Origin of the sequence: Nocardioides potassii (assembly GCF_021648885.1) — a bacterium.
Taxonomy (GTDB): Bacteria; Actinomycetota; Actinomycetes; order Propionibacteriales; family Nocardioidaceae; genus Nocardioides; species Nocardioides potassii.
Genome location: NZ_JAKJHZ010000009.1, coordinates 196,709 through 214,707, shown reverse-complemented (window position 1 = coordinate 214,707; position 17,999 = coordinate 196,709). Strand labels below are relative to the sequence as shown.

Sequence of the window (17,999 nt, the reverse complement as noted above, 5' to 3'; positions counted from 1 at the left end):
GTGGCCCCCCATTCCCGCCCCCGACAGCGGTGAAACATGTTGTGTGCGCGTATTTCACCATGCTCGTGCGGCGGATGCAGAACCTCCGCGGAACGTCTCCGGTCGCCGGTCGGCTACCGTCTCCGGCGTACGTCATCGACGACTCGGGGGTGGACATGGGCAGGTACGGCGGCACGACGACGGCAGCGTCCCTCGCAGCCGTCGCGCTGGTCCTCGGTGGGTGCGGCGGTGGCGACGCCCCGGACGCGGGCGGGTCCAGCCCGTCCTCGTCGGAGGCTCCCAGCCCGTCGGCCTCCAGCGAGTCGCCCAGTGAGTCGCCCGGCGAGTCCACCAGCACGCCCGAGCCGACGCCCGAGGTCGAGCCGGCCAGCGGACCGACCCTCGAGGTCGGCGCCATCCGCGTCACGGCGCCCGCGAAGTTCAAGCAGCTCTACGACACACCGTTCACCGACGGGGCCACCGGGCGCGTGGGCGACGGCCGGTCGGGGATCGTGCTGCTCGGCGCCGTGGCCGATGACCAGGTGGGGTTGCAGGGGGCGATGAGGAACGCCTTCGAGAACGGGAGGAAGCCCCCGGGCTTTGAGGACCGCGGCACCACGTCGCTCGGCGGGCGCACCGCGTTCTACTACACCGCGCCCGAGGGCAGGCTCCTGCTGAAGCACGTGATGGGGCTGTGGGACGCCGGCTACCTCGTCCACATCGACATCTCGTTGCCGGTCAGCATGCCGACGGCGCAGCAGGAGGAGATCGTCGAGTCGGTCCGCCTCACCTACGACAGCACGTGGTCCTGACCCCCGACTCAGCTCGGCTCAGCTCGGGACCGCGACGGTCAGGCCCGACACGCCGCTGGCGGCGACGCCGATGCGCTGGACCGACCCGTCGAGGCCGAGGAGCATCATCTGTGGGTCCTCGTTCCCGATCGAGATCCTGGCCACGATGGCCTCGTCACCGACCCACGTCATCTGGGTCCAGAACCCGCCCACCGTGCGCTTGGGCAGCGCCGCCTCGAAGGTGAGGACCTCCTCGCCGGTCGCGGCGTCGAGCACGGTGATGTCGGGTGACCCGTACTCCGCCTCGGTGCTGGTGCCGACGACGTACGTCCCGGTCGCGCTGAAGGGGCCGAGCCGGTGGTCGCACGTGGTCCAGCCGGGGTCGCCACCCGCGACGGCGTCGACCACGCCGAAGCACGTGCCGTCCGGGCCGATCTCGGTGCTCCCGGCGATGACGCCGGCGGAGGCCGCGTCGGCCTGCAGCAGGCCCGGGACCTCGACGGGCTGGTCACCGCCGGCGACGAAGGTCTTCGGGTCCCCCGAGTCGTACATCGCCCGCACGGCCACCGTGTCGTCGGACACGAAACCTAGCGGGATCACCTTCTCGTCGAGGGACGAGGGCTGGAAGGTCGTGGAGACCGGCTCCGAGCCACCGGCGGGGTCGGCGACGACGACGCGCCACCGGGTGCCGTCGTACTCCGACCACGCGATGCGTCCGCCGTCGGGACGGACGACCAGGCCGCCGGTGGGGCTGCCCTCGTCGTCGACCCGGAGGTCGGGCCCGAGGAGCTCGATGTAGTCACCGGACTTGTCGGCCTCGTCGTAGACGCCCACGCCGGCCCAGCCGTCGAGGTAGGGCGTGATCGTCGAGAAGTCGTGCGGCAGGTCGAACGTGCCGTCGGCCGTGACCAGGGTGGGACCGTCGACGTCCAGGAGCGGGACGGGGGCCTGCTCGACCACGTCCGCGCTGTCCGGGTCGACCGTGACCGTGCCCGAGGTCACCGTCGGGACGGGGCTCGGGCTCGACGTCCGGGTCGCGGGCGGTACGTCGCTGCGCTGGCCCGGGCCGGTGGCCGAGAGCCCGACGGGGATCGCGATCGCGAGCACCGCGGCGACGGCGACTCCGGCCACGGCCGCCCGGCGCCGCTGGATGCGGCGGGCACGGTGGCGTACGTCGGTGACGGAGAGCGGCGCGTGCTGGATCGGGTCGGCCCGGCGGTGCAGGGCGTCGTGGACCTGGTCCTCGAGGGGAGTGTTCATGAGGCGTCTCCGGACTCGTGGGGGTTGAGTGAGCGGGGCGCGCGGGCGCGCAGCCCGGCGAGGGCGCGACTCGCCTGGGACTTGACGGTGCCGACCGAGATGCCGAGCACGTCGGCGATCTCCGCCTCGCTCAGCTGCTCGTAGTAGCGGAGCACGATCACGGATCGCTGCTTCGGCGGCAGGGTCTGGACGTAGGACCAGAGCGCCCCGCCCATCCCGTCGTCGTACGTGTCGACGGCACCGGTCTCCGGCATCGTGTCGGTGGAGTGCTCGCGCCGCTTCCAGGCCCGCCGCCACAGGGAGTTGTTCTCGTTGACCATGACCCTGCGGACGTAGCCGTCGAGGGCGCCGTGGTCGCGGATCTTGTCCCACGAGAGGTAGAGCTTGGCGAAGGCGTTCTGGAGGAGGTCCTCGGCAGAGGCGTGGTCGCCGGCCAGGAGGTACGCCGTCCGGTAGAGGGCGGGCTGGCGGGCGGCCATGTACGCCGAGAAGTCGGCGTCCTTGTCGGCATGCCGCCCGTGCGGTCCCATGTCAACGAGTGTCGCGGTCACCGTGCACCTCCTGTCTGATATCGGTGCCCCCTGGTGGGGCGTGTCGGGTGAGGACGCGGGCCACCGGCGAGGGGTTGCATCCATTTGGTCGGCGTTGCAAGGCTCGGGCGACAGCCCGGATCGACGTACAGGAGACATCGCATGCAGCAGGTCAAGGCCGTGGTCGCACTCGCGAAGGGCGCGCCGGTCGAGGTGGTCACGATCAACGTCCCCGACCCGGGTCAGGGCGAGGCGGTGGTGAGGGTGCAGGCCTGCGGGGTCTGCCACACCGACCTGCACTACCGCGAGGGCGGGATCAACGACGACTTCCCGTTCCTGCTCGGTCACGAGGCAGCGGGTGTCGTGGAGGCAGTCGGCCCGGACGTGACAGGGCTGGAGCCGGGCGACTTCGTCGTCCTGAACTGGCGTGCGGTGTGCGGGAACTGTCGGGCCTGCGACCGCGGTGAGCCGTGGTACTGCTTCGCCACCCACAACGCGACGCAGAAGATGACGCTGGCCGAGGGCGACCTGGCCGGCACCGAGCTGTCGCCGGCGCTCGGCATCGGCGCGTTCGCGGAGAAGACGCTGGTCGCTGCCGGGCAGTGCACGAAGGTCGACCCGTCGGCGCGGCCTGCGGCCGTCGGCCTGCTGGGCTGCGGCGTGATGGCCGGCCTCGGCGCCGCCATCAACACCGGCAACGTCGGGCGCGGCTCGACCGTCGCGGTGATCGGATGTGGCGGCGTCGGCATGGCGGCCATCGCCGGCTCCGCGCTCGCCGGTGCGGCACGGATCATCGCGGTGGACGTCGACGAGCGGAAGCTCGAGCTGGCTCGGTCGATGGGGGCCACCCACACGGTGAACTCCTCTGAGGTCGACGCGGTCGAGGCGATCCGTTCCCTCACGCCTCCGCCGGACGGCACCGGTCACGAGGGTGGCGCCGATGTGGTGATCGACGCCGTCGGTCGCCCGGAGACCTGGAAGCAGGCGTTCTACGCCCGCGACCTCGCCGGCACCGTGGTGCTGGTGGGTGTGCCGACCCCGGACATGAAGGTCCCCGACATCCCGCTGATCGACGTCTTCGGGCGTGGCGGGTCGCTGAAGTCGTCGTGGTACGGCGACTGCCTGCCCTCGCGCGACTTCCCGATGCTGGTCGACCTCTACCAGCAGGGCCGCCTCGACCTCGACGCGTTCGTGAGCGAGGAGATCGGGCTCGGCGACGTGGAGGCCGCCTTCGACACGATGCACGCCGGTGGCGTGCTGCGCTCGGTCGTGGTCCTCTGATGGCCGCACGGGTGGACCACGCGGTGGTCTCGGGAACGTTCAGCCTGGACGGGGAGACCCACCAGGTCGACAACAACGTCTGGGTGATCGGCGACGACGAGCAGTGCCTCGTCATCGACGCCCCGCACGACGTCGAGGCGATCCTGGAGGTCGTCGGCGGTCGGGCGGTGAAGGCGATCGTCTGCACGCACGCCCACGACGACCACGTACGGGTCGCCCCGGCGCTACGGGTCGCCACCGGCGCGCCGATCCTGTTGCACCCCGACGACCGGCCGCTGTGGGAGCTGACCCACGGCGGCGACGAGCCGGGTGCCGAGCTCTGGGACGTCGACCTGTCCGACGGGATGACCCTCACCATCGGAGGTGCTGCGGTCCAGGTGCTCCACACGCCCGGCCACGCGCCTGGCGCGGTGTGCCTCTACGTCCACGACCTCGGCTGCGTCTTCACCGGAGACACCCTCTTCCAGGGCGGACCGGGCGCCACCGGCCGGTCCTACTCCGACGCCCGGGTCATCGAGCAGTCGATCCGCTCCCGCCTGTTCGAGCTGCCCGACGAGACGGTCGTGCACACCGGACACGGACCCGACACCACCATCGGTGCGGAGAAGGCGAACCTCGACGGCTGACGGCGGACGGCTGACGGCTGACGGCTGGCAGCCATCCGGGCGCGGGTGTCACGCCGCACGCCGTCGGCCGAACCGCTCCTCCCACGCCTCGTCGAGGTGCTGCGCCTCGGCCACGTGCTGGTGTCGAGAGGGATGGTCGACCGGCGTGCCGAACGCCATCCGCCAGCGTCGGCGCTGGTACGCGGACGTGTCGTAACGGATCGCCGGCTCGAGGCGTCTGCGCGACCGGATCCGCCAGCGGCCGGCATCGAGGGTGCAGTCCAGCCCGCGCGGGACGTACCACCCCATGACCCGCAGGTCCACGTGCGCCGGGTAGCGCCGACCCCTGCGGTCGCGGTCCCCGTCGTCGCGCATCGGCTCGACCTGGGTCCCCGTCTCCACGTCGTGGACCGTGCCGCGCAACCCCGCCAGCCGCATCAGCTCCTCCATGACGCTCACGCGGGGACTCGTCCGGCCGGTCTCCCACCGCGCCACCACGGACTGCGACACCCCGATCAGTGCCGCGAGCCCCCGCTGCGACACGTCGAGGATGCGCCGGATGCGTCGTACGAGCCCGGGCGTCCCGCCCTCGAACGGCCCCAGCAGGTAGGCCTCCACCTCCGCCGTCGTCCACCCGCAGTCGGGTGTCCACTCCTCGTTCGTCCTCACTTGCACTGCCATCGTCGTGCCCCCGTTCGTCAATCATCCGGACGTGTGGTGCGTTCGTCATCGAGTCCAACCGCACCCACCGACATCTGGAGCCCCTTCGTCCACAGGCCTGTTTCATCCACAGCCTGCGACCCCTGGTCTGCCCTCCCTCCCCGCGCACTTGCCCTTGAGTCGCTGAGAGACTCAAGGGCAAGCGCCAGAGCTGGGGCCGCGACGGGGGAGGGGAAACGTCGTTGTCCCGCTCCGGTGGGCGGCCTAGCGTCGGCTGCATGAGCAGTGACCCGTTCGTTCCCGCGGACTTCGATCCGCCGACCCGGCTGGTGACCGACGACTTCGTCCTCGAGCCCCTCGGGCCGCAGCACAACGAGTCCGACCTCGCGGCGTGGAGCTCGAGCATCGAGCACATCAGGTCGACGCCCGGGTACCCCGATGGCAGGTGGCCGCCGGCCGGCGGGATGTCGTCGGAGGCCAACCTCGCCGACCTCACGCGGCACGCGGCTGACTTCGAGGCGCGCAAGGGGTTCACGTTCACCGTGCTCGACCCCGGCTCGGGCGAGGTGATCGGGTGCGTCTACCTCTACCCGACGAAGGTGGACGGTCACGACGTCCAGGTGCAGTCATGGGTGCGGGCCGACCGGGCCGCGCTCGACAAGCCGCTCGCGGACGCGGTGGCGTCGTGGCTGGAGTCCGACTGGCCGTGGGAGCGGCCGGAGCGCCACGGTAGGTGAGGCCTGCCACCGACACGGTCGGCTGGGACGTGTCCGACGCCCGTGCCACCATGACGGGATGCCTGCCCGCCTGACGACGCTCGTCGCGACCTTCGCGCTGGTCGCGTCCGCGGCAGCGTGCAGTGGAGAGGGCGACGAGCGAGGCGAGAAGGAGGAGGGCGCTCGCAGCACTGCGGCCAGCGCGTCTCCGACCGTCCCGCCGACCCCCTCCGAGAAGCTCGGATTGGCCGAGGGATGGGGGCCGGACCGGGCCGAGCTCGACCGGGCGGCACGGATCGCCGGGCGGCTGCGTTTGCCCGACCTCGCGGGCCAGCTGATCGTCGCCGACTGGAGCGGCACGCGCGCGCCTGTAGCGATGGTGCGGGACCTCCATCTGGGCGGGGTGATCGCGTTCAGCTCCAACGTCGCGTCGGCCGACCAGGTCAGGGGTGTGAACACTGCGCTCACGCGGCAGGTACGACGGAAGTGGCCGCTCTTCCTGGGCGTCGACCAGGAGGGCGGCGTGGTCGAGCGGCTGCGCGGTGCCGCGAGCCGGTTCCCGACGTTCATGAGCGCCGGTGCCGCCAACGACACGGCCCTGACCGAGCGGGTGTACGCCGCCAGCGGGGCCGAGCTGCGCGGACTCGGGTTCACCGTCGACTTCGCTCCCGACGCGGACGTCACCTCCGGCCCGGCAGATCCCACGATCGGCTCGCGGTCGGCGTCGTCCAAGCCTGCGACCGTGGCCGAGCACGTGGTTGCGGCGGCCCAAGGGTTCTCCCGCTCGGGGGTCCTGCCGGTCATCAAGCACTTCCCGGGCCACGGCTCCGTCCCGGCAGACAGCCACCTGACGCTGCCCGTCCAGACGAAGTCGCTCGAGGACCTCGAGTCGTCGGACCTCGTGCCGTTCCGCGAGGCCGTCGCCGCGGGCCTGCCGTCGGTGATGGTGGGCCACCTCGACCTCCGCGCGGTCGACCCGCGCGTGCCGTCGTCGCTGTCGCGCAAGGTCATCACCGGGCTGCTCCGCGACGAGCTGGGCTTCAGCGGGCTGGTCGTCACGGACTCGCTCAAGATGGCCGGCGTCACCCGCGGTCGGCCACCGGGCCGTACAGCCGTCCAGGCGGTCCGCGCCGGCGCCGACGTGCTGCTCATGCCGCAGTCGCCCGCGGTGGCGCGTGCCGCGCTCGTGTCGGCGGTCAGGTCGGGGTCCTTGCCCCGCAAGCGCCTCGAGCAGTCGGCTGCCCGCCAGATCGCGCTGCTGACGCACCTCGCAGCGTCGGGAGCAACGGGCAAGCCCGTCGGCTCCGCGGCCGCGGCGTCACGGAGGCTCTCGGCCGCGGCGATCACCGTCACCGACGGCGCGTGCTCCGGGCCGCTCGTCGGGGATGCCGTGCATGCGTACGGCGACCCCGGCGCGGTCAGCACCTTCGCGGCCTCCGCAGCCCGCGCGGGCCTTCAGGTGCTGCTGCGCCGTTCGCCGCCGAGCGACCTCGCCGACGCCGAACCAAGGCCCGAGCGACGCAAGAAGCAACCCCTGCGGCGCTACAAGAAGCGCGTCCGGGCGTGGGCGAAGGCCGAGGCCCGGCGCGAACGCCGGCTCGAGGCGTGGACCGCGCGCGAGGACGCCCGGCTGGCCGCCGGCACCGAGGTCGGGTTCAGCGGCTACCACGACGGCCCCGTCGACGGTGCGGTCGCGGTCGCGACGGACTCACCCTGGGTGCTGGGTCAGGTCGGCGCACCCGTCCGTATCGCGACCTACGGCGACACCCCCGCCGCGATGGACGTGCTGGTCGACGTCCTGCTCGGCCGGGCGGAGGCTCCCGGCCGGCTGCCGGTCAGGGTCGCGGGCGTCTCCCGCGCCGGCTGCGGACGCTAGGCGCAGACGGCGGTCAGAACGGCTCGACAAGCAGGGCCGTTCCCTGGCCGGCCACCCGGGTGAGGACGAGAGTCGCCTCCTGGTCGCCCTTCAGTGCGAGCCGCTTGCGCAGCTCGTCAGGCACCACCTGCACACCGCGCTTCTTGATCGTCAGCCGACCGATCCGACGCTCGTGGAGCGCCGCGCGGAGCTGCTTCTCGCGGTAGGGGAGGTGCTCGAGGACCCGGTAGCCGCGCGCGAACGGCGTGCGGAACGACGCGTCGCCGGTCACGTAGGCGATGTGCTCGTCCACCAGCCCACCGCCGACCCCGGCGGCGACCGCGGTGACCAGCCCGGCGCGGATGACCGCACCGTCGGGCTCGTAGAGATAGGCCCCGACGTCGCGGACGTCGACGCCGTCCTGCCCGAGCGGCGGCGCGTCGTCCTCGGTGAGCGTGGCCAGCCCGCCCTCGCCGATCACCGTCGCCCGGCGGTCGACGGTCGCGAGACCGGGTGACCACAGCACGGCCTCCTTGACCTCGCCGCCGTCGCTGACCCACTCGGCTTCGACGCCGGAGGGGACCAGGTCGTGACCGATGCCGGGCGCGACCTTGACCAGGGCGCGACCGGCCAGCAGGTCCAGCACCCACGGCCACGGCGGGGTCCAGCCCTCGACGTCGAAGACGCGGCCGCGTCCGCCGCGCCGGGCGGGATCGGCGAAGGCGGCGTCGAAGCCCCCGGTGTCGACGGTGGTCGCGTCGCCGACCATCACGGCACCGGCGAGCCCGAGCGCGGCCAGGTTGGCCTCGGCCATCGCCACTCGTACCGGGTCCTGGTCGATCCCGGCCGCGACCAGCCCGGCCCGGGAGAAGGCGAGCAGGTCGCCCCCGATGCCGCACCCGAGGTCGATGACGCTCCCGCCGGGGATGGCTGCCGCCAGGCGTGCCGCGCGGTGCTCGGCGACCCGCGTGCGCGTGGCCTGCTCGAGGGCGTCGGGCGTGAAGAACATGGCGGCCGCCGCATCGCCGAACTTCGCCGCCGCCCTCGCCCGCAGCTGCGCCTGCGTGGTGGCCGCGGCCGCCTTCTCGGCGTCGGGCTCGAGACGTCGTACGACGCTCGCGACCCGCACGGGGTCGCCCGCGTGCTCGGCCCAGGCCTCGCGTGCACGTGCGATCAGGCGCTCGCCGTCGCCCGTGCGCAGCCAGTCCAGCGTCGCGATCTCCACGCGCGCATCCTGTCAGGCCGACGACAGGCGGCCAGCGCTAGCACTCGATTGGGGAGAGTGCTAGCGTCTGTTCTGGCACTCTCACCCCGAGAGCGCCAGTGCCCGAGACCCCGGCGCGACCCCCGCGACGGCGCGCCGACCTGGTCCCGGGCCAGCGTCCCGAACCAATCTCGTGCAAGAGAAAGTGGAGGTTGATCCGAAGTGTCGGTCAACATCAAGCCCCTCGAGGACCGCATCGTGGTCCAGACGCTCGAAGCCGAGCAGACCACCGCCTCCGGCCTGGTCATCCCGGACACCGCCAAGGAGAAGCCCCAGGAGGGCGAGGTCGTGGCGATCGGTCCCGGTCGCATCGACGACAACGGCAACCGCGTCCCGCTCGACGTCGCGGTGGGTGACAAGGTCATCTACAGCAAGTACGGCGGTACCGAGGTCAAGTACAGCGGCCAGGAGTACCTCATCCTCTCGGCCCGCGACATCCTCGCCGTCGTCTCCTGATCCCCTTCGCCCGGAACGTCATGCGGACGGGGCGCCCGTGTGCCCCCTCCGTATGACGTCCGGGCGAACCCCTTTCATCTCTGCGTAGGAGCACAGCAATGCCCAAGATCCTGGAGTTCGACGAGAACGCCCGCCGCGCGCTCGAGCGCGGCGTCGACGCCCTCGCCGACGCCGTCAAGGTGACGCTCGGCCCGAAGGGCCGCTACGTCGTCCTCGACAAGAAGTGGGGCGCCCCCACGATCACCAACGACGGTGTCACCGTCGCTCGCGAGATCGAGCTCGACGACCCGTTCGAGAACCTCGGTGCCCAGCTCACCAAGGAGGTGGCCACCAAGACCAACGACGTCGCCGGTGACGGCACCACCACCGCCACCGTGCTGGCGCAGGCGATGGTCCACGAGGGCCTGCGTGCCGTCGCGGCCGGCGCCAACCCGATGGGCCTCAAGCGCGGCATGGACGCCGCGGCCGAGGCCGTCGGCGACGCGCTGCGCGAGGCCGCCCGCGAGGTCGAGTCGCGCGAGGACATGGCGTCGGTCGCCACGATCTCGAGCCGCGACAGCCACATCGGCGACCTGCTCGCCGAGGCCTTCGACAAGGTCGGCAAGGACGGGGTGATCACGGTCGAGGAGTCCAACACCATGGGCACCGAGCTCGAGTTCACCGAGGGCATGCAGTTCGACAAGGGCTACATCTCGGCCTACTTCGTCACCGACCCGGAGTCGATGGAGTCCGTCCTCGACGACCCCTACATCCTTCTCCACCAGGGCAAGATCTCCTCGATCCAGGAGCTGCTCCCGGTCCTCGAGAAGGTCATCGGCACCGGCAAGCCGCTCTTCATCCTCGCCGAGGACGTCGACGGCGAGGCGCTCTCGACCCTGGTCGTCAACAAGATCCGCGGCACGTTCAACGTCGCCGCAGTGAAGTCGCCCGCGTTCGGTGACCGCCGCAAGGCGATGATGCAGGACATCGCGACCCTCACCGGCGCGCAGGTCGTCGCCCCGGAGGTCGGGCTCAAGCTCGACCAGGTCGGTCTCGAGGTCCTCGGCCAGGCCCGTCGCGTGGTCATCACCAAGGACCACACGACGATCGTCGACGGCGCGGGCGACAGCACTGCCGTCGAGGGCCGCGTCAACCAGATCAAGGCCGAGATCGAGAACACCGACTCCGACTGGGACCGCGAGAAGCTCCAGGAGCGCCTCGCCAAGCTCGCCGGCGGCGTCTGCGTGATCAAGGTCGGCGCCGCGACCGAGGTCGAGCTCAAGGAGAAGAAGCACCGCATCGAGGACGCCGTCTCTGCGACGCGCGCCGCGATCGAGGAGGGCATCGTCCCCGGCGGTGGCTCCGCGATCATCCACGCCGTGTCGGTGCTCGAGGACAACCTCGGCCTCACCGGTGACGAGGCCGCCGGTGTCCGCGTGGTCCGCAAGGCGGCCGACGAGCCGCTGCGCTGGATCGCCGAGAACGGCGGCGAGAACGGCTACGTCGTGACCGCCAAGGTCCGCGAGCTGGGCGTCGGCAACGGCTACAACGCCGCCACCGGCGAGTACGGCGACCTGGTCGCCCAGGGCGTCCTCGACCCGGTCAAGGTCACCCGCTCCGCGCTCGTCAACGCGACCTCCATCGCCGCGATGCTGCTCACCACCGAGACCCTCGTGGTGGACAAGCCCGAGGACGAGGAGCCGGCCGCCGGCGGTGGCCACGGCCACGGTCACGGCCACTGATCGACCCCGCTCACCCGACAGGCCCGCACCGGACTCCGGTGCGGGCCTGTCGCGCGTCGCGACCGGGCTCACTGCCCCCAGATCGTCCGGTAGGGGGTCGAGCAGTCCACGTCGACGTCGACCGGGTCGACGGTGTTGAGGTGGTAGATCCGGTAGCGGTCGCAGGCGGTGACGACGAACTCGTACTTCCGGATCAGCGAGCGCTCGATCGGTCGGGTGCCGAGCTCGCTCCACGTGTTGATGTAGCTGGCCTCGACGAACCACGTCGGCGGGTTGCTGCCCGTCAGCACCGAGCGGAGGTCCTCCAGGCCGGGGTCGAGGGTGCGCATCGGCAGCGACCAGAGATAGGGGTACGGCGAGCGGGCGTGGGTGGCCCACTGGATGTCCGCGCGGCCGCCGTAGACCAGCACGTCGTCGCCCGGCCGGGCGACCGCGTCGATGGCCTCGCCCGTGCGCACCTCGACCGGGACGCGACCGGCGACCCACCCGCCGGTCCAGCCGACGAGGGCCACGACGCTCGACGCGACAGTGAACCCGATCGCGGCGAGGTTGATCCTGTCCCGCGTGCCACGGACCCGGTCGTGGGACAGCAGGAGCGCGAGCGCCAGTGCCAGCGGCGGGATCGGGACGAACAGGTAGGGCGTCCAGTAGCTGCCGCTGACCGCGACGCCGGCCACGTCGACAGCCAGCATGACGAGCGTGGCGACGACCGGTACGGCGTCGAGGCGCAGCAGCCCCACGACCTGGGCCAGGAAGCACACGACCAGCAGCAGCATGCCGACGCCGACGAACACCAGCACCAGCACCCAGATCCGGCTGGTCGCGCCCTCCGAGGCCTGGGCTGCGATGGTCCGGCTGGCGTCGGAGCGGAAGGTGACCGAGGCGTACCAGAGCGTCTCGAGGCGCACGCCCACCGCGAGCGCCCAGGCGACGACGGCGATGACCGGAACGGCTGCGCCGGCGACGGCGGCCAGGGCGCACCGCACGGTCGCGCGGACCGGCAGCTGGCGGGCCAGCGCCGACCCGAGGAGCAGCACGCCGCCGAACACCAGCCCGCCCACGATGCTCTGCTTGAGGCCCACGGCGAGCATCGCGAGGAGCCCCGCCCAGAACGCGTCACCCGCGGAGACCCGTCGTACGGCCCGCAGGGACAGCCAGCACGACGCCATCACGAGCGGGATCCCGAAGAGCTCGCCCTTGGCGGCCACCGGGTCGATCTGCGCGTTGCTCACGAGCGCCGCGGTCCCGACGGCGACCCAGGCGGCGACGCGGCGTACGGCGACCGGGTCGACGAGGCCGGCCCGTCGGGCGAGCTCGCGAGCGGCGGCCGCGGCGGCCAGCACGAGCAGCGAGCAGCCCACCGCGCCGACCAGGCGGTGGGAGTAGGCGCCGCCCACGGCATCGGTCGCCTGCATCAGCCAGATGATCGGCGGCGGGCGGTCCACGAAGTAGCGGCCGTAGACCGAGTCGGGCTCGGGGTGCCACGAGCGGGCGACGAGGAGGAAGCCCGCCTCGTCGGGTCGCAGCGGCCACAGGAGACCGGGGAACCGGGCGACGAACGCGGTCACGGCGGCGAGCCACACCACGCGCGAGGACCCCATGCCGACACCCTCTCAGGTGAGGCCGCGCGCGCCCGTAGGATGGATGCGTGGAGATCCCCGAGAAGTTCGCTGCGCTGGGCCTCACCTACGACGACGTGCTGCTGCTGCCGGGCGAGTCCGACCTCGCGCCGAGCGACATCGACACGACCACGCGGCTGACCCGCGAGATCTCGATCCGGGTCCCGCTCATCAGCGCGGCGATGGACACCGTCACCGAGTCGCGGATGGCGATCGCGATGGCCCGCGAGGGCGGCATCGGCGTGCTCCACCGCAACCTCTCGATCGAGGACCAGGCCCGTCAGGTCGACCTCGTGAAGCGCACCCAGACCGGGATCATCTCCAACCCGGTCACCATCGGGCCCGACGCGACGCTGGAGGAGCTCGACCGGCTCTGCGGCGAGTACCGCGTGTCCGGCCTCCCCGTCGTCGACGTCGGCAACCACCTGCTCGGCATCATCACCAACCGCGACCTGCGCTTCACGCCCGTCGCGGAGTGGGCGACCACCAAGGTCGCCGAGGTGATGACGAGCGAGGGCCTGATCACCGGCGACATCGGCATCTCGCGCGACGAGGCGACCCGGCTGCTGCGCGCGCACAAGCGCGAGCGCCTCCCGCTGGTCGACGGCGAGGGCCGCCTCGGCGGCCTCATCACCGTCAAGGACTTCGTCAAGGGCGAGCAGTTCCCGCACGCGTCGTACGACGGCGACGGCCGGCTGCTCGTCGGCGCGGCCATCGGCTACTTCGGCGACGCCTGGGAGCGCGCCACGACCCTGGTCGAGGCCGGCGTCGACGTCCTCGTCGCCGACACCGCGCACGGCCACGTCCACCTGCTGCTCGACATGGTCAAGCGGCTCAAGACCGACCCGGCGACCCGGCACGTCCAGGTGATCGGCGGCAACGTCGCGACCCGCGAGGGCGCGCAGGCGTTCGTCGACGCGGGCGCCGACGCGGTGAAGGTGGGCGTCGGTCCCGGCTCGATCTGCACCACGCGCGTCGTCACCGGCGTCGGCGTCCCGCAGGTCACCGCGGTCTACGAGGCGTCGCTGGCGACGAAGCCGGCGGGCGTCCCGCTGATCGCCGACGGCGGCATGAAGCACTCCGGCGAGATCGCCAAGGCGCTCGTCGCGGGCGCCGACTCCGTGATGGTGGGATCGATGCTCGCCGGGTGCGAGGAGTCCCCGGGCGACGTCGTCTTCGTCAACGGCAAGCAGTTCAAGTCCTACCGCGGCATGGGCTCGCTCGGCGCGATGAGCAGCCGCGGCAAGAAGTCCTACTCCAAGGACCGCTACTTCCAGGCCGAGGTCGCCAGCGACGACAAGATCGTCCCGGAGGGCATCGAGGGCCAGGTCGCCTACCGCGGCCCGCTGTCCGCCGTCGCCCACCAGCTCGTCGGCGGGCTCAACCAGTCGATGTTCTACGTCGGCGCGCGCACCATCCCCGAGCTGCAGGACAAGGGCCGCTTCGTCCGGATCACCTCGGCCTCGCTCAAGGAGAGCCACCCCCACGGCGTTCAGATGACCGTCGAGGCGCCCAACTACAGCGGCAGCTGAGGGGTCCGGCGCCTCAGGGCGTGAAGCCGGCCCGGGTCGGCAGGGACGAGTCGACGACGGCCGACGCCGGGCGCGTCAGCAACGTCGGCGTCGTACGGCGTCCGGCGACGACGAACACACCCGCGTTGCGACGGGTGACGAGCCCCGGCGACCGGGTGAGGTCGCCGGCCCCGACGCGGCCCGGCACGCGTGAGCGCTCGCCCGGGACCGCCGCGCGCACGAGCACGGCGCCGGAGCGGTCGACCGCGGCGACGTGGAGGCGCCCGGCGAGCATCCCGACGGCGGGGGAGGCGTAGGGCGACCAGTCGCCCGCGATGACCGCGGGTCGGCTCCAGTGCCGGCCGGCCAGGGTGCGGACCAGCAGCCGGCCGTCGGCGTCGACCTGGTGGACGTACGTCGTCCCGCCGCCGGTCGCGGTCACGGCGGGCGTCGACGTCACCGACCCGGGTGCTCCGGGCAGTCGCTGCAGCCGACCGCGCTCGAGCGGCTGCGCGAAGGTCGCGCCGGCGCGTCCGACGGCGACGAGCAGGGTGTCGCCGGAGGCATCGCGCGCCAGCACCGGTGCGACATGGGTGGCCCACGAGCCCGCCCGCCCGACCCGGTCGGGGCGGCTCCAGCCGTTGTGCAGGGTGAGCCGTCGGACCGTCAGCGTCCCGTCCGGCGAGGTGGCGGCGAGCAGCGGCCGACCGGTGCGGGACAGGGTGATCGCGGGGCTGGCCGTGGGTGCCGACGTCCCCGTGCGCCGCAGGACGAGGCGACCGTCGCGTGGCGTGCCGGCGAGCACCCGGCCGTCGTGCGTGGTCGCCGCGACCCACGGCAGGCCCTTGCCGGAGAGGGTCAGGGCCGGCGCAGCGAGGGTCGAGAAGGCGCGGCGCGGACCGATCGCACGGGCGGGTGCGCCGGGCCGGGACAGCAGCAGCGTGCCGGTGCGGTCGACCCGCACCGTCCACGACTCGCCGAGTCCGTCTGGCACGGAGACGACCTGCCGGTCGGAGCCGATGAACGGCGAGGGAGCCACGTCGTCGAGGTGGAGGTAGCGGAAGTCGCCGACCGGGACGGTGCGCACGCCGTAGCCGCCGGGCACCGCGTGGTTGTACTCCTCGACCGTCACCGTGCCCGGCCCGATCGCCGAGACCCACGCGACGTGGCCGACGCGGCCGTCGTCGGTCTGGGCGATCGCGCCGATCGCCGGCACGGAGTCGACGCGGTAGCCGAGGCGGCGGGCCACGTCGTCCCACTTGCGGGCGTCGCCCCAGTGGTGGCCGCCGAAGTCGTTGCCGAAGTCGATCCCGTTGCGCTCGCGCAGCCGCCACGCGGCGAAGCTCGTGCAGTTGCGCAGCACGAACCCCCACGAGTCGCCGATGGTCCCGTTGATCGACCACACCCGGCGCGCGCACGTGGGTCGCGGCCCGCGCGGGTCGTAGGTGTGCCCGGTCACCGGGTCGAAGACCGGCGGCGGCGGGGGAGGTGGCTCGACCACCGGGGCCTCGTCGTCGGGCGCGGCCGGACCTGTGCCGGGACCGGGGGACGGCGACGGGGCGGGACTCGGCGTGGGGGCTGGGGTCGGCTCGACGATCGGCTCCTGGGGGACGATCGGGCACTGGCCCTGCCAGGCCCACGGGTAGTCGTCGTCGGCGCTCGCCGCAGCGGCCGACAGCCCGACCAGGCCGCCGGCGAGGCAGGCGGCCGCGAGCGCGCGCGCCAGTAGTCGTCTCCGTACGTCGAACCCCACCCGTCCACGGTAGGAACCGATCGGGAGGTGTGTGGCCCTTTTGCCGGAACTGCTGGCGGGACCGCCCCTCGCTAGGCTCGCCCGGTGGACGACGACGCACCCCGGCGCCAGTACGACGCCAGCGGCAGGCGTGCGGCCGCCGAGAGGCGTCGTGAGCACGTGGCCGGTGTCGCCGCGAGGCTGTTCGCCCAGCACGGCTGGAACGGCACGACGGTCGCGCTCGTCGCGGCGGAGGCGGGCGTGTCGGTCGAGCTGGTGACGAAGAGCTTCGACGGCAAGGGCGGCCTGTTCATGGCCGCCTTCAGGTCCGTCGGCTTCGGCAGGCGGGGGACGCTGCAGCAGGCCTTCGAGGCGCTGCACCTCGAGGACGAGCCCGACGTCGAGGTGCGGCTCGACCGGTTCGTGGAGTTCGCCAGCAGCATCGCCGTACCGATGGGGCCGCTCGTGTGGGTGCTCGCGCAGGGCGCGGAGCAGGACCCGCTCATGGGCGAGCTGGTCCGCTCCGCGCAGGCCGGGCACGCCGTCGTGTGCGAGGAGCTCGTGCGCCTCCTCGCGACCGGGACGCCGGCGCCGGACGCGGTCGACGAGGTCTACCTGCTCACCCGGGCCGAGACCTACCAGACCCTCGCCGAGCACCGCGGGTGGACACCGGAGCGCTACACCGCATGGCTGCGCCGGTCCCTGCGGGCGGCCGTCGACGGCTGGGGCGCCGGACCGGTTTGAGGAAAACCAGACGATCGTTGGAACCATTGGGTACTGTCGGACCGGATCCAATATGGGGTTGGGTTTGCAGGGCAGGACAGGTTCGGTCGGGTGGGGGCCCGGCCGGACCTGCCCCACCTCGGCCGCGCCGATAGGCTCCCTCCGTGACCGAGATCGAGATCGGCCGTGCCAAGCGCGGCCGCCGCGCGTACTCCTTCGACGACATCGCGATCGTGCCCTCGCGGCGCACGCGCGACCCCGAGGAGGTCAGCACCGCCTGGCAGATCGACGCCTACCGCTTCGACATCCCGGTCGTCGCGGCGCCGATGGACTCGGTCATGTCGCCGGCGACCGCGATCGCGCTCGGCCAGATGGGCGGGCTCGGGGTGCTCAACCTCGAGGGCCTCTGGACGCGGTACGACGACCCCACGGGGCTGCTCGAGGAGGTCGCGGGCCTCCAGGGCTCCGAGGCGACCCGGCGGATGCAGGAGATCTACACCGAGCCCATCAAGCCCGAGCTCATCACGTCCCGGCTCAAGGAGATGCGGGCCGCGGGCGTCACCGTCGCGGGGTCGCTGTCCCCGCAGCGCACCAAGGAGCACGTGAAGGCCGTGGTCGACGCGGGCGTCGACATGTTCATCATCCGCGGCACCACGGTGAGTGCGGAGCACGTCAGCAGCCAGGCCGAGCCGCTGAACCTCAAGGAGTTCATCTACGAGCTCGACGTCCCGGTGATCGTCGGTGGCTGCGCGACCTACCAGGCCGCGCTCCACCTGATGCGCACCGGCGCCGCCGGCGTCCTCGTCGGCTTCGGCGGCGGCGCCGCCCACACGACCCGCACGGTGCTCGGTGTCGCGGTACCGATGGCCAGCGCCGTCGCGGACGTCGCCGCAGCCCGGCGCGACTACCTCGACGAGTCGGGCGGTCGCTACGTCCACGTCATCGCCGACGGCTCGATCGGCTCCTCCGGCGACATCGCCAAGGCGGTGGCGTGCGGCGCCGATGCCGTGATGATCGGCTCGCCGCTGGCGCGCGCCACCGAGGCCCCCGGCCGCGGCTTCCACTGGGGGAGCGAGGCCACCCACGCCGACCTGCCCCGCGGCGAGCGCGTCGAGTTCGCACCCGTCGGGTCGCTGCAGGAGATCATGTTCGGCCCGTCTCGGGTCGCCGACGGCACGATGAACCTCGTGGGTGCGCTGCGTCGCGCGATGGCGACGACCGGCTACACCGAGCTCAAGGAGTTCCAGCGCATCGAGGTCGTCGTCCAGCACTAGGCCGCCCGCTGGGACGCCCTGA

At 72.5% G+C, this 17,999-nt stretch carries 16 protein-coding genes; 10 read left to right on the top strand and 6 right to left on the bottom strand.

Features of this window, described 5'->3' with window-relative positions:
- The first annotated feature begins 74 nt into the window (after positions 1-74).
- The gene (locus tag L2K70_RS14750) at positions 75-791 is read left to right on the top strand and encodes a hypothetical protein (RefSeq protein ID WP_236402941.1); all 717 of its coding nucleotides are present in this window, start codon (positions 75-77) and stop codon (positions 789-791) included.
- An 18-nt stretch (positions 792-809) separates the two neighbouring features.
- On the opposite strand, the gene L2K70_RS14745 is transcribed toward L2K70_RS14750, so the two are convergent.
- Together L2K70_RS14745 and L2K70_RS14740 are read right to left on the bottom strand one after the other, a co-directional pair.
- Entirely contained in the window at positions 810-2,030 is a 1,221-nt protein-coding gene (locus L2K70_RS14745; RefSeq protein WP_236402940.1) for a hypothetical protein, read from the bottom strand.
- Complete coding sequence (locus tag L2K70_RS14740; RefSeq protein WP_236402939.1) at positions 2,027-2,560, bottom strand: SigE family RNA polymerase sigma factor; 534 nt, start codon at positions 2,558-2,560, stop codon at positions 2,027-2,029. The genes L2K70_RS14745 and L2K70_RS14740 overlap by 4 nt, the downstream gene beginning before the upstream one ends.
- A gap of 162 nt (positions 2,561-2,722) precedes the next feature.
- Here L2K70_RS14740 and L2K70_RS14735 point away from each other — a divergent pair, with 162 nt between their 5' ends.
- Both L2K70_RS14735 and L2K70_RS14730 read left to right on the top strand, forming a co-directional pair.
- The gene (locus L2K70_RS14735) at positions 2,723-3,841 is read left to right on the top strand and encodes an S-(hydroxymethyl)mycothiol dehydrogenase (RefSeq protein ID WP_236402938.1); all 1,119 of its coding nucleotides are present in this window, start codon (positions 2,723-2,725) and stop codon (positions 3,839-3,841) included.
- Positions 3,841-4,467 carry an MBL fold metallo-hydrolase gene (locus L2K70_RS14730; protein ID WP_236402937.1) on the top strand — a complete coding sequence of 209 codons (627 nt, stop codon included), beginning with the start codon at positions 3,841-3,843 and terminating at the stop codon, positions 4,465-4,467. Before L2K70_RS14735 ends, L2K70_RS14730 begins: the two co-directional genes overlap by 1 nt.
- Positions 4,468-4,515: 48 nt before the next feature.
- Here L2K70_RS14730 and L2K70_RS14725 read toward each other — a convergent pair whose 3' ends face one another.
- Positions 4,516-5,115, bottom strand: coding sequence for a helix-turn-helix domain-containing protein (locus tag L2K70_RS14725; protein WP_236402936.1), 600 nt, complete (start codon positions 5,113-5,115; stop codon positions 4,516-4,518).
- Positions 5,116-5,384: 269 nt separating this feature from the next.
- Here L2K70_RS14725 and L2K70_RS14720 point away from each other — a divergent pair, with 269 nt between their 5' ends.
- Both L2K70_RS14720 and L2K70_RS14715 read left to right on the top strand, forming a co-directional pair.
- Entirely contained in the window at positions 5,385-5,843 is a 459-nt protein-coding gene (locus L2K70_RS14720) for a GNAT family N-acetyltransferase (protein ID WP_236402935.1), read from the top strand.
- Positions 5,844-5,901: 58 nt separating this feature from the next.
- Positions 5,902-7,698, top strand: coding sequence for a glycoside hydrolase family 3 protein (locus L2K70_RS14715; RefSeq protein WP_236402934.1), 1,797 nt, complete (start codon positions 5,902-5,904; stop codon positions 7,696-7,698).
- A 13-nt stretch (positions 7,699-7,711) separates the two neighbouring features.
- On the opposite strand, the gene L2K70_RS14710 is transcribed toward L2K70_RS14715, so the two are convergent.
- A complete protein-coding gene (locus L2K70_RS14710) occupies positions 7,712-8,902 on the bottom strand; it encodes a class I SAM-dependent methyltransferase (RefSeq protein WP_236402933.1) in 1,191 nt (396 codons plus the stop codon).
- Between the two features lie 201 nt (positions 8,903-9,103).
- Here L2K70_RS14710 and groES point away from each other — a divergent pair, with 201 nt between their 5' ends.
- Entirely contained in the window at positions 9,104-9,397 is a 294-nt protein-coding gene (groES, locus tag L2K70_RS14705; RefSeq protein ID WP_129455534.1) for a co-chaperone GroES, read from the top strand.
- Between the two features lie 98 nt (positions 9,398-9,495).
- Positions 9,496-11,118 (top strand): chaperonin GroEL, encoded by a 1,623-nt coding sequence (gene groL / locus L2K70_RS14700; RefSeq protein WP_236402932.1) that lies wholly within the window; start codon positions 9,496-9,498, stop codon positions 11,116-11,118.
- Positions 11,119-11,186: 68 nt separating this feature from the next.
- On the opposite strand, the gene L2K70_RS14695 is transcribed toward groL, so the two are convergent.
- Positions 11,187-12,719: a hypothetical protein gene (locus tag L2K70_RS14695; RefSeq protein WP_236402931.1), complete on the bottom strand. Its 1,533-nt coding sequence runs from the start codon at positions 12,717-12,719 to the stop codon at positions 11,187-11,189.
- 47 nt (positions 12,720-12,766) lie between these two features.
- Here L2K70_RS14695 and guaB point away from each other — a divergent pair, with 47 nt between their 5' ends.
- Positions 12,767-14,269: an IMP dehydrogenase gene (gene guaB, locus L2K70_RS14690; protein WP_236402930.1), complete on the top strand. Its 1,503-nt coding sequence runs from the start codon at positions 12,767-12,769 to the stop codon at positions 14,267-14,269.
- 13 nt (positions 14,270-14,282) lie between these two features.
- Here the strand turns inward: guaB and L2K70_RS14685 are convergent, their stop codons facing one another.
- Positions 14,283-16,001, bottom strand: a complete 1,719-nt coding sequence (locus tag L2K70_RS14685; RefSeq protein ID WP_236402929.1) for a CHAP domain-containing protein — start codon at positions 15,999-16,001, stop codon at positions 14,283-14,285.
- Positions 16,002-16,085: 84 nt separating this feature from the next.
- Between L2K70_RS14685 and L2K70_RS14680 the strand changes: the two genes are divergently transcribed.
- Entirely contained in the window at positions 16,086-16,724 is a 639-nt protein-coding gene (locus tag L2K70_RS14680; RefSeq protein WP_236402928.1) for a TetR/AcrR family transcriptional regulator, read from the top strand.
- 143 nt (positions 16,725-16,867) lie between these two features.
- A complete protein-coding gene (locus L2K70_RS14675) occupies positions 16,868-17,977 on the top strand; it encodes a GuaB3 family IMP dehydrogenase-related protein (RefSeq protein WP_236402927.1) in 1,110 nt (369 codons plus the stop codon).
- Positions 17,978-17,999: the final 22 nt, after the last annotated feature.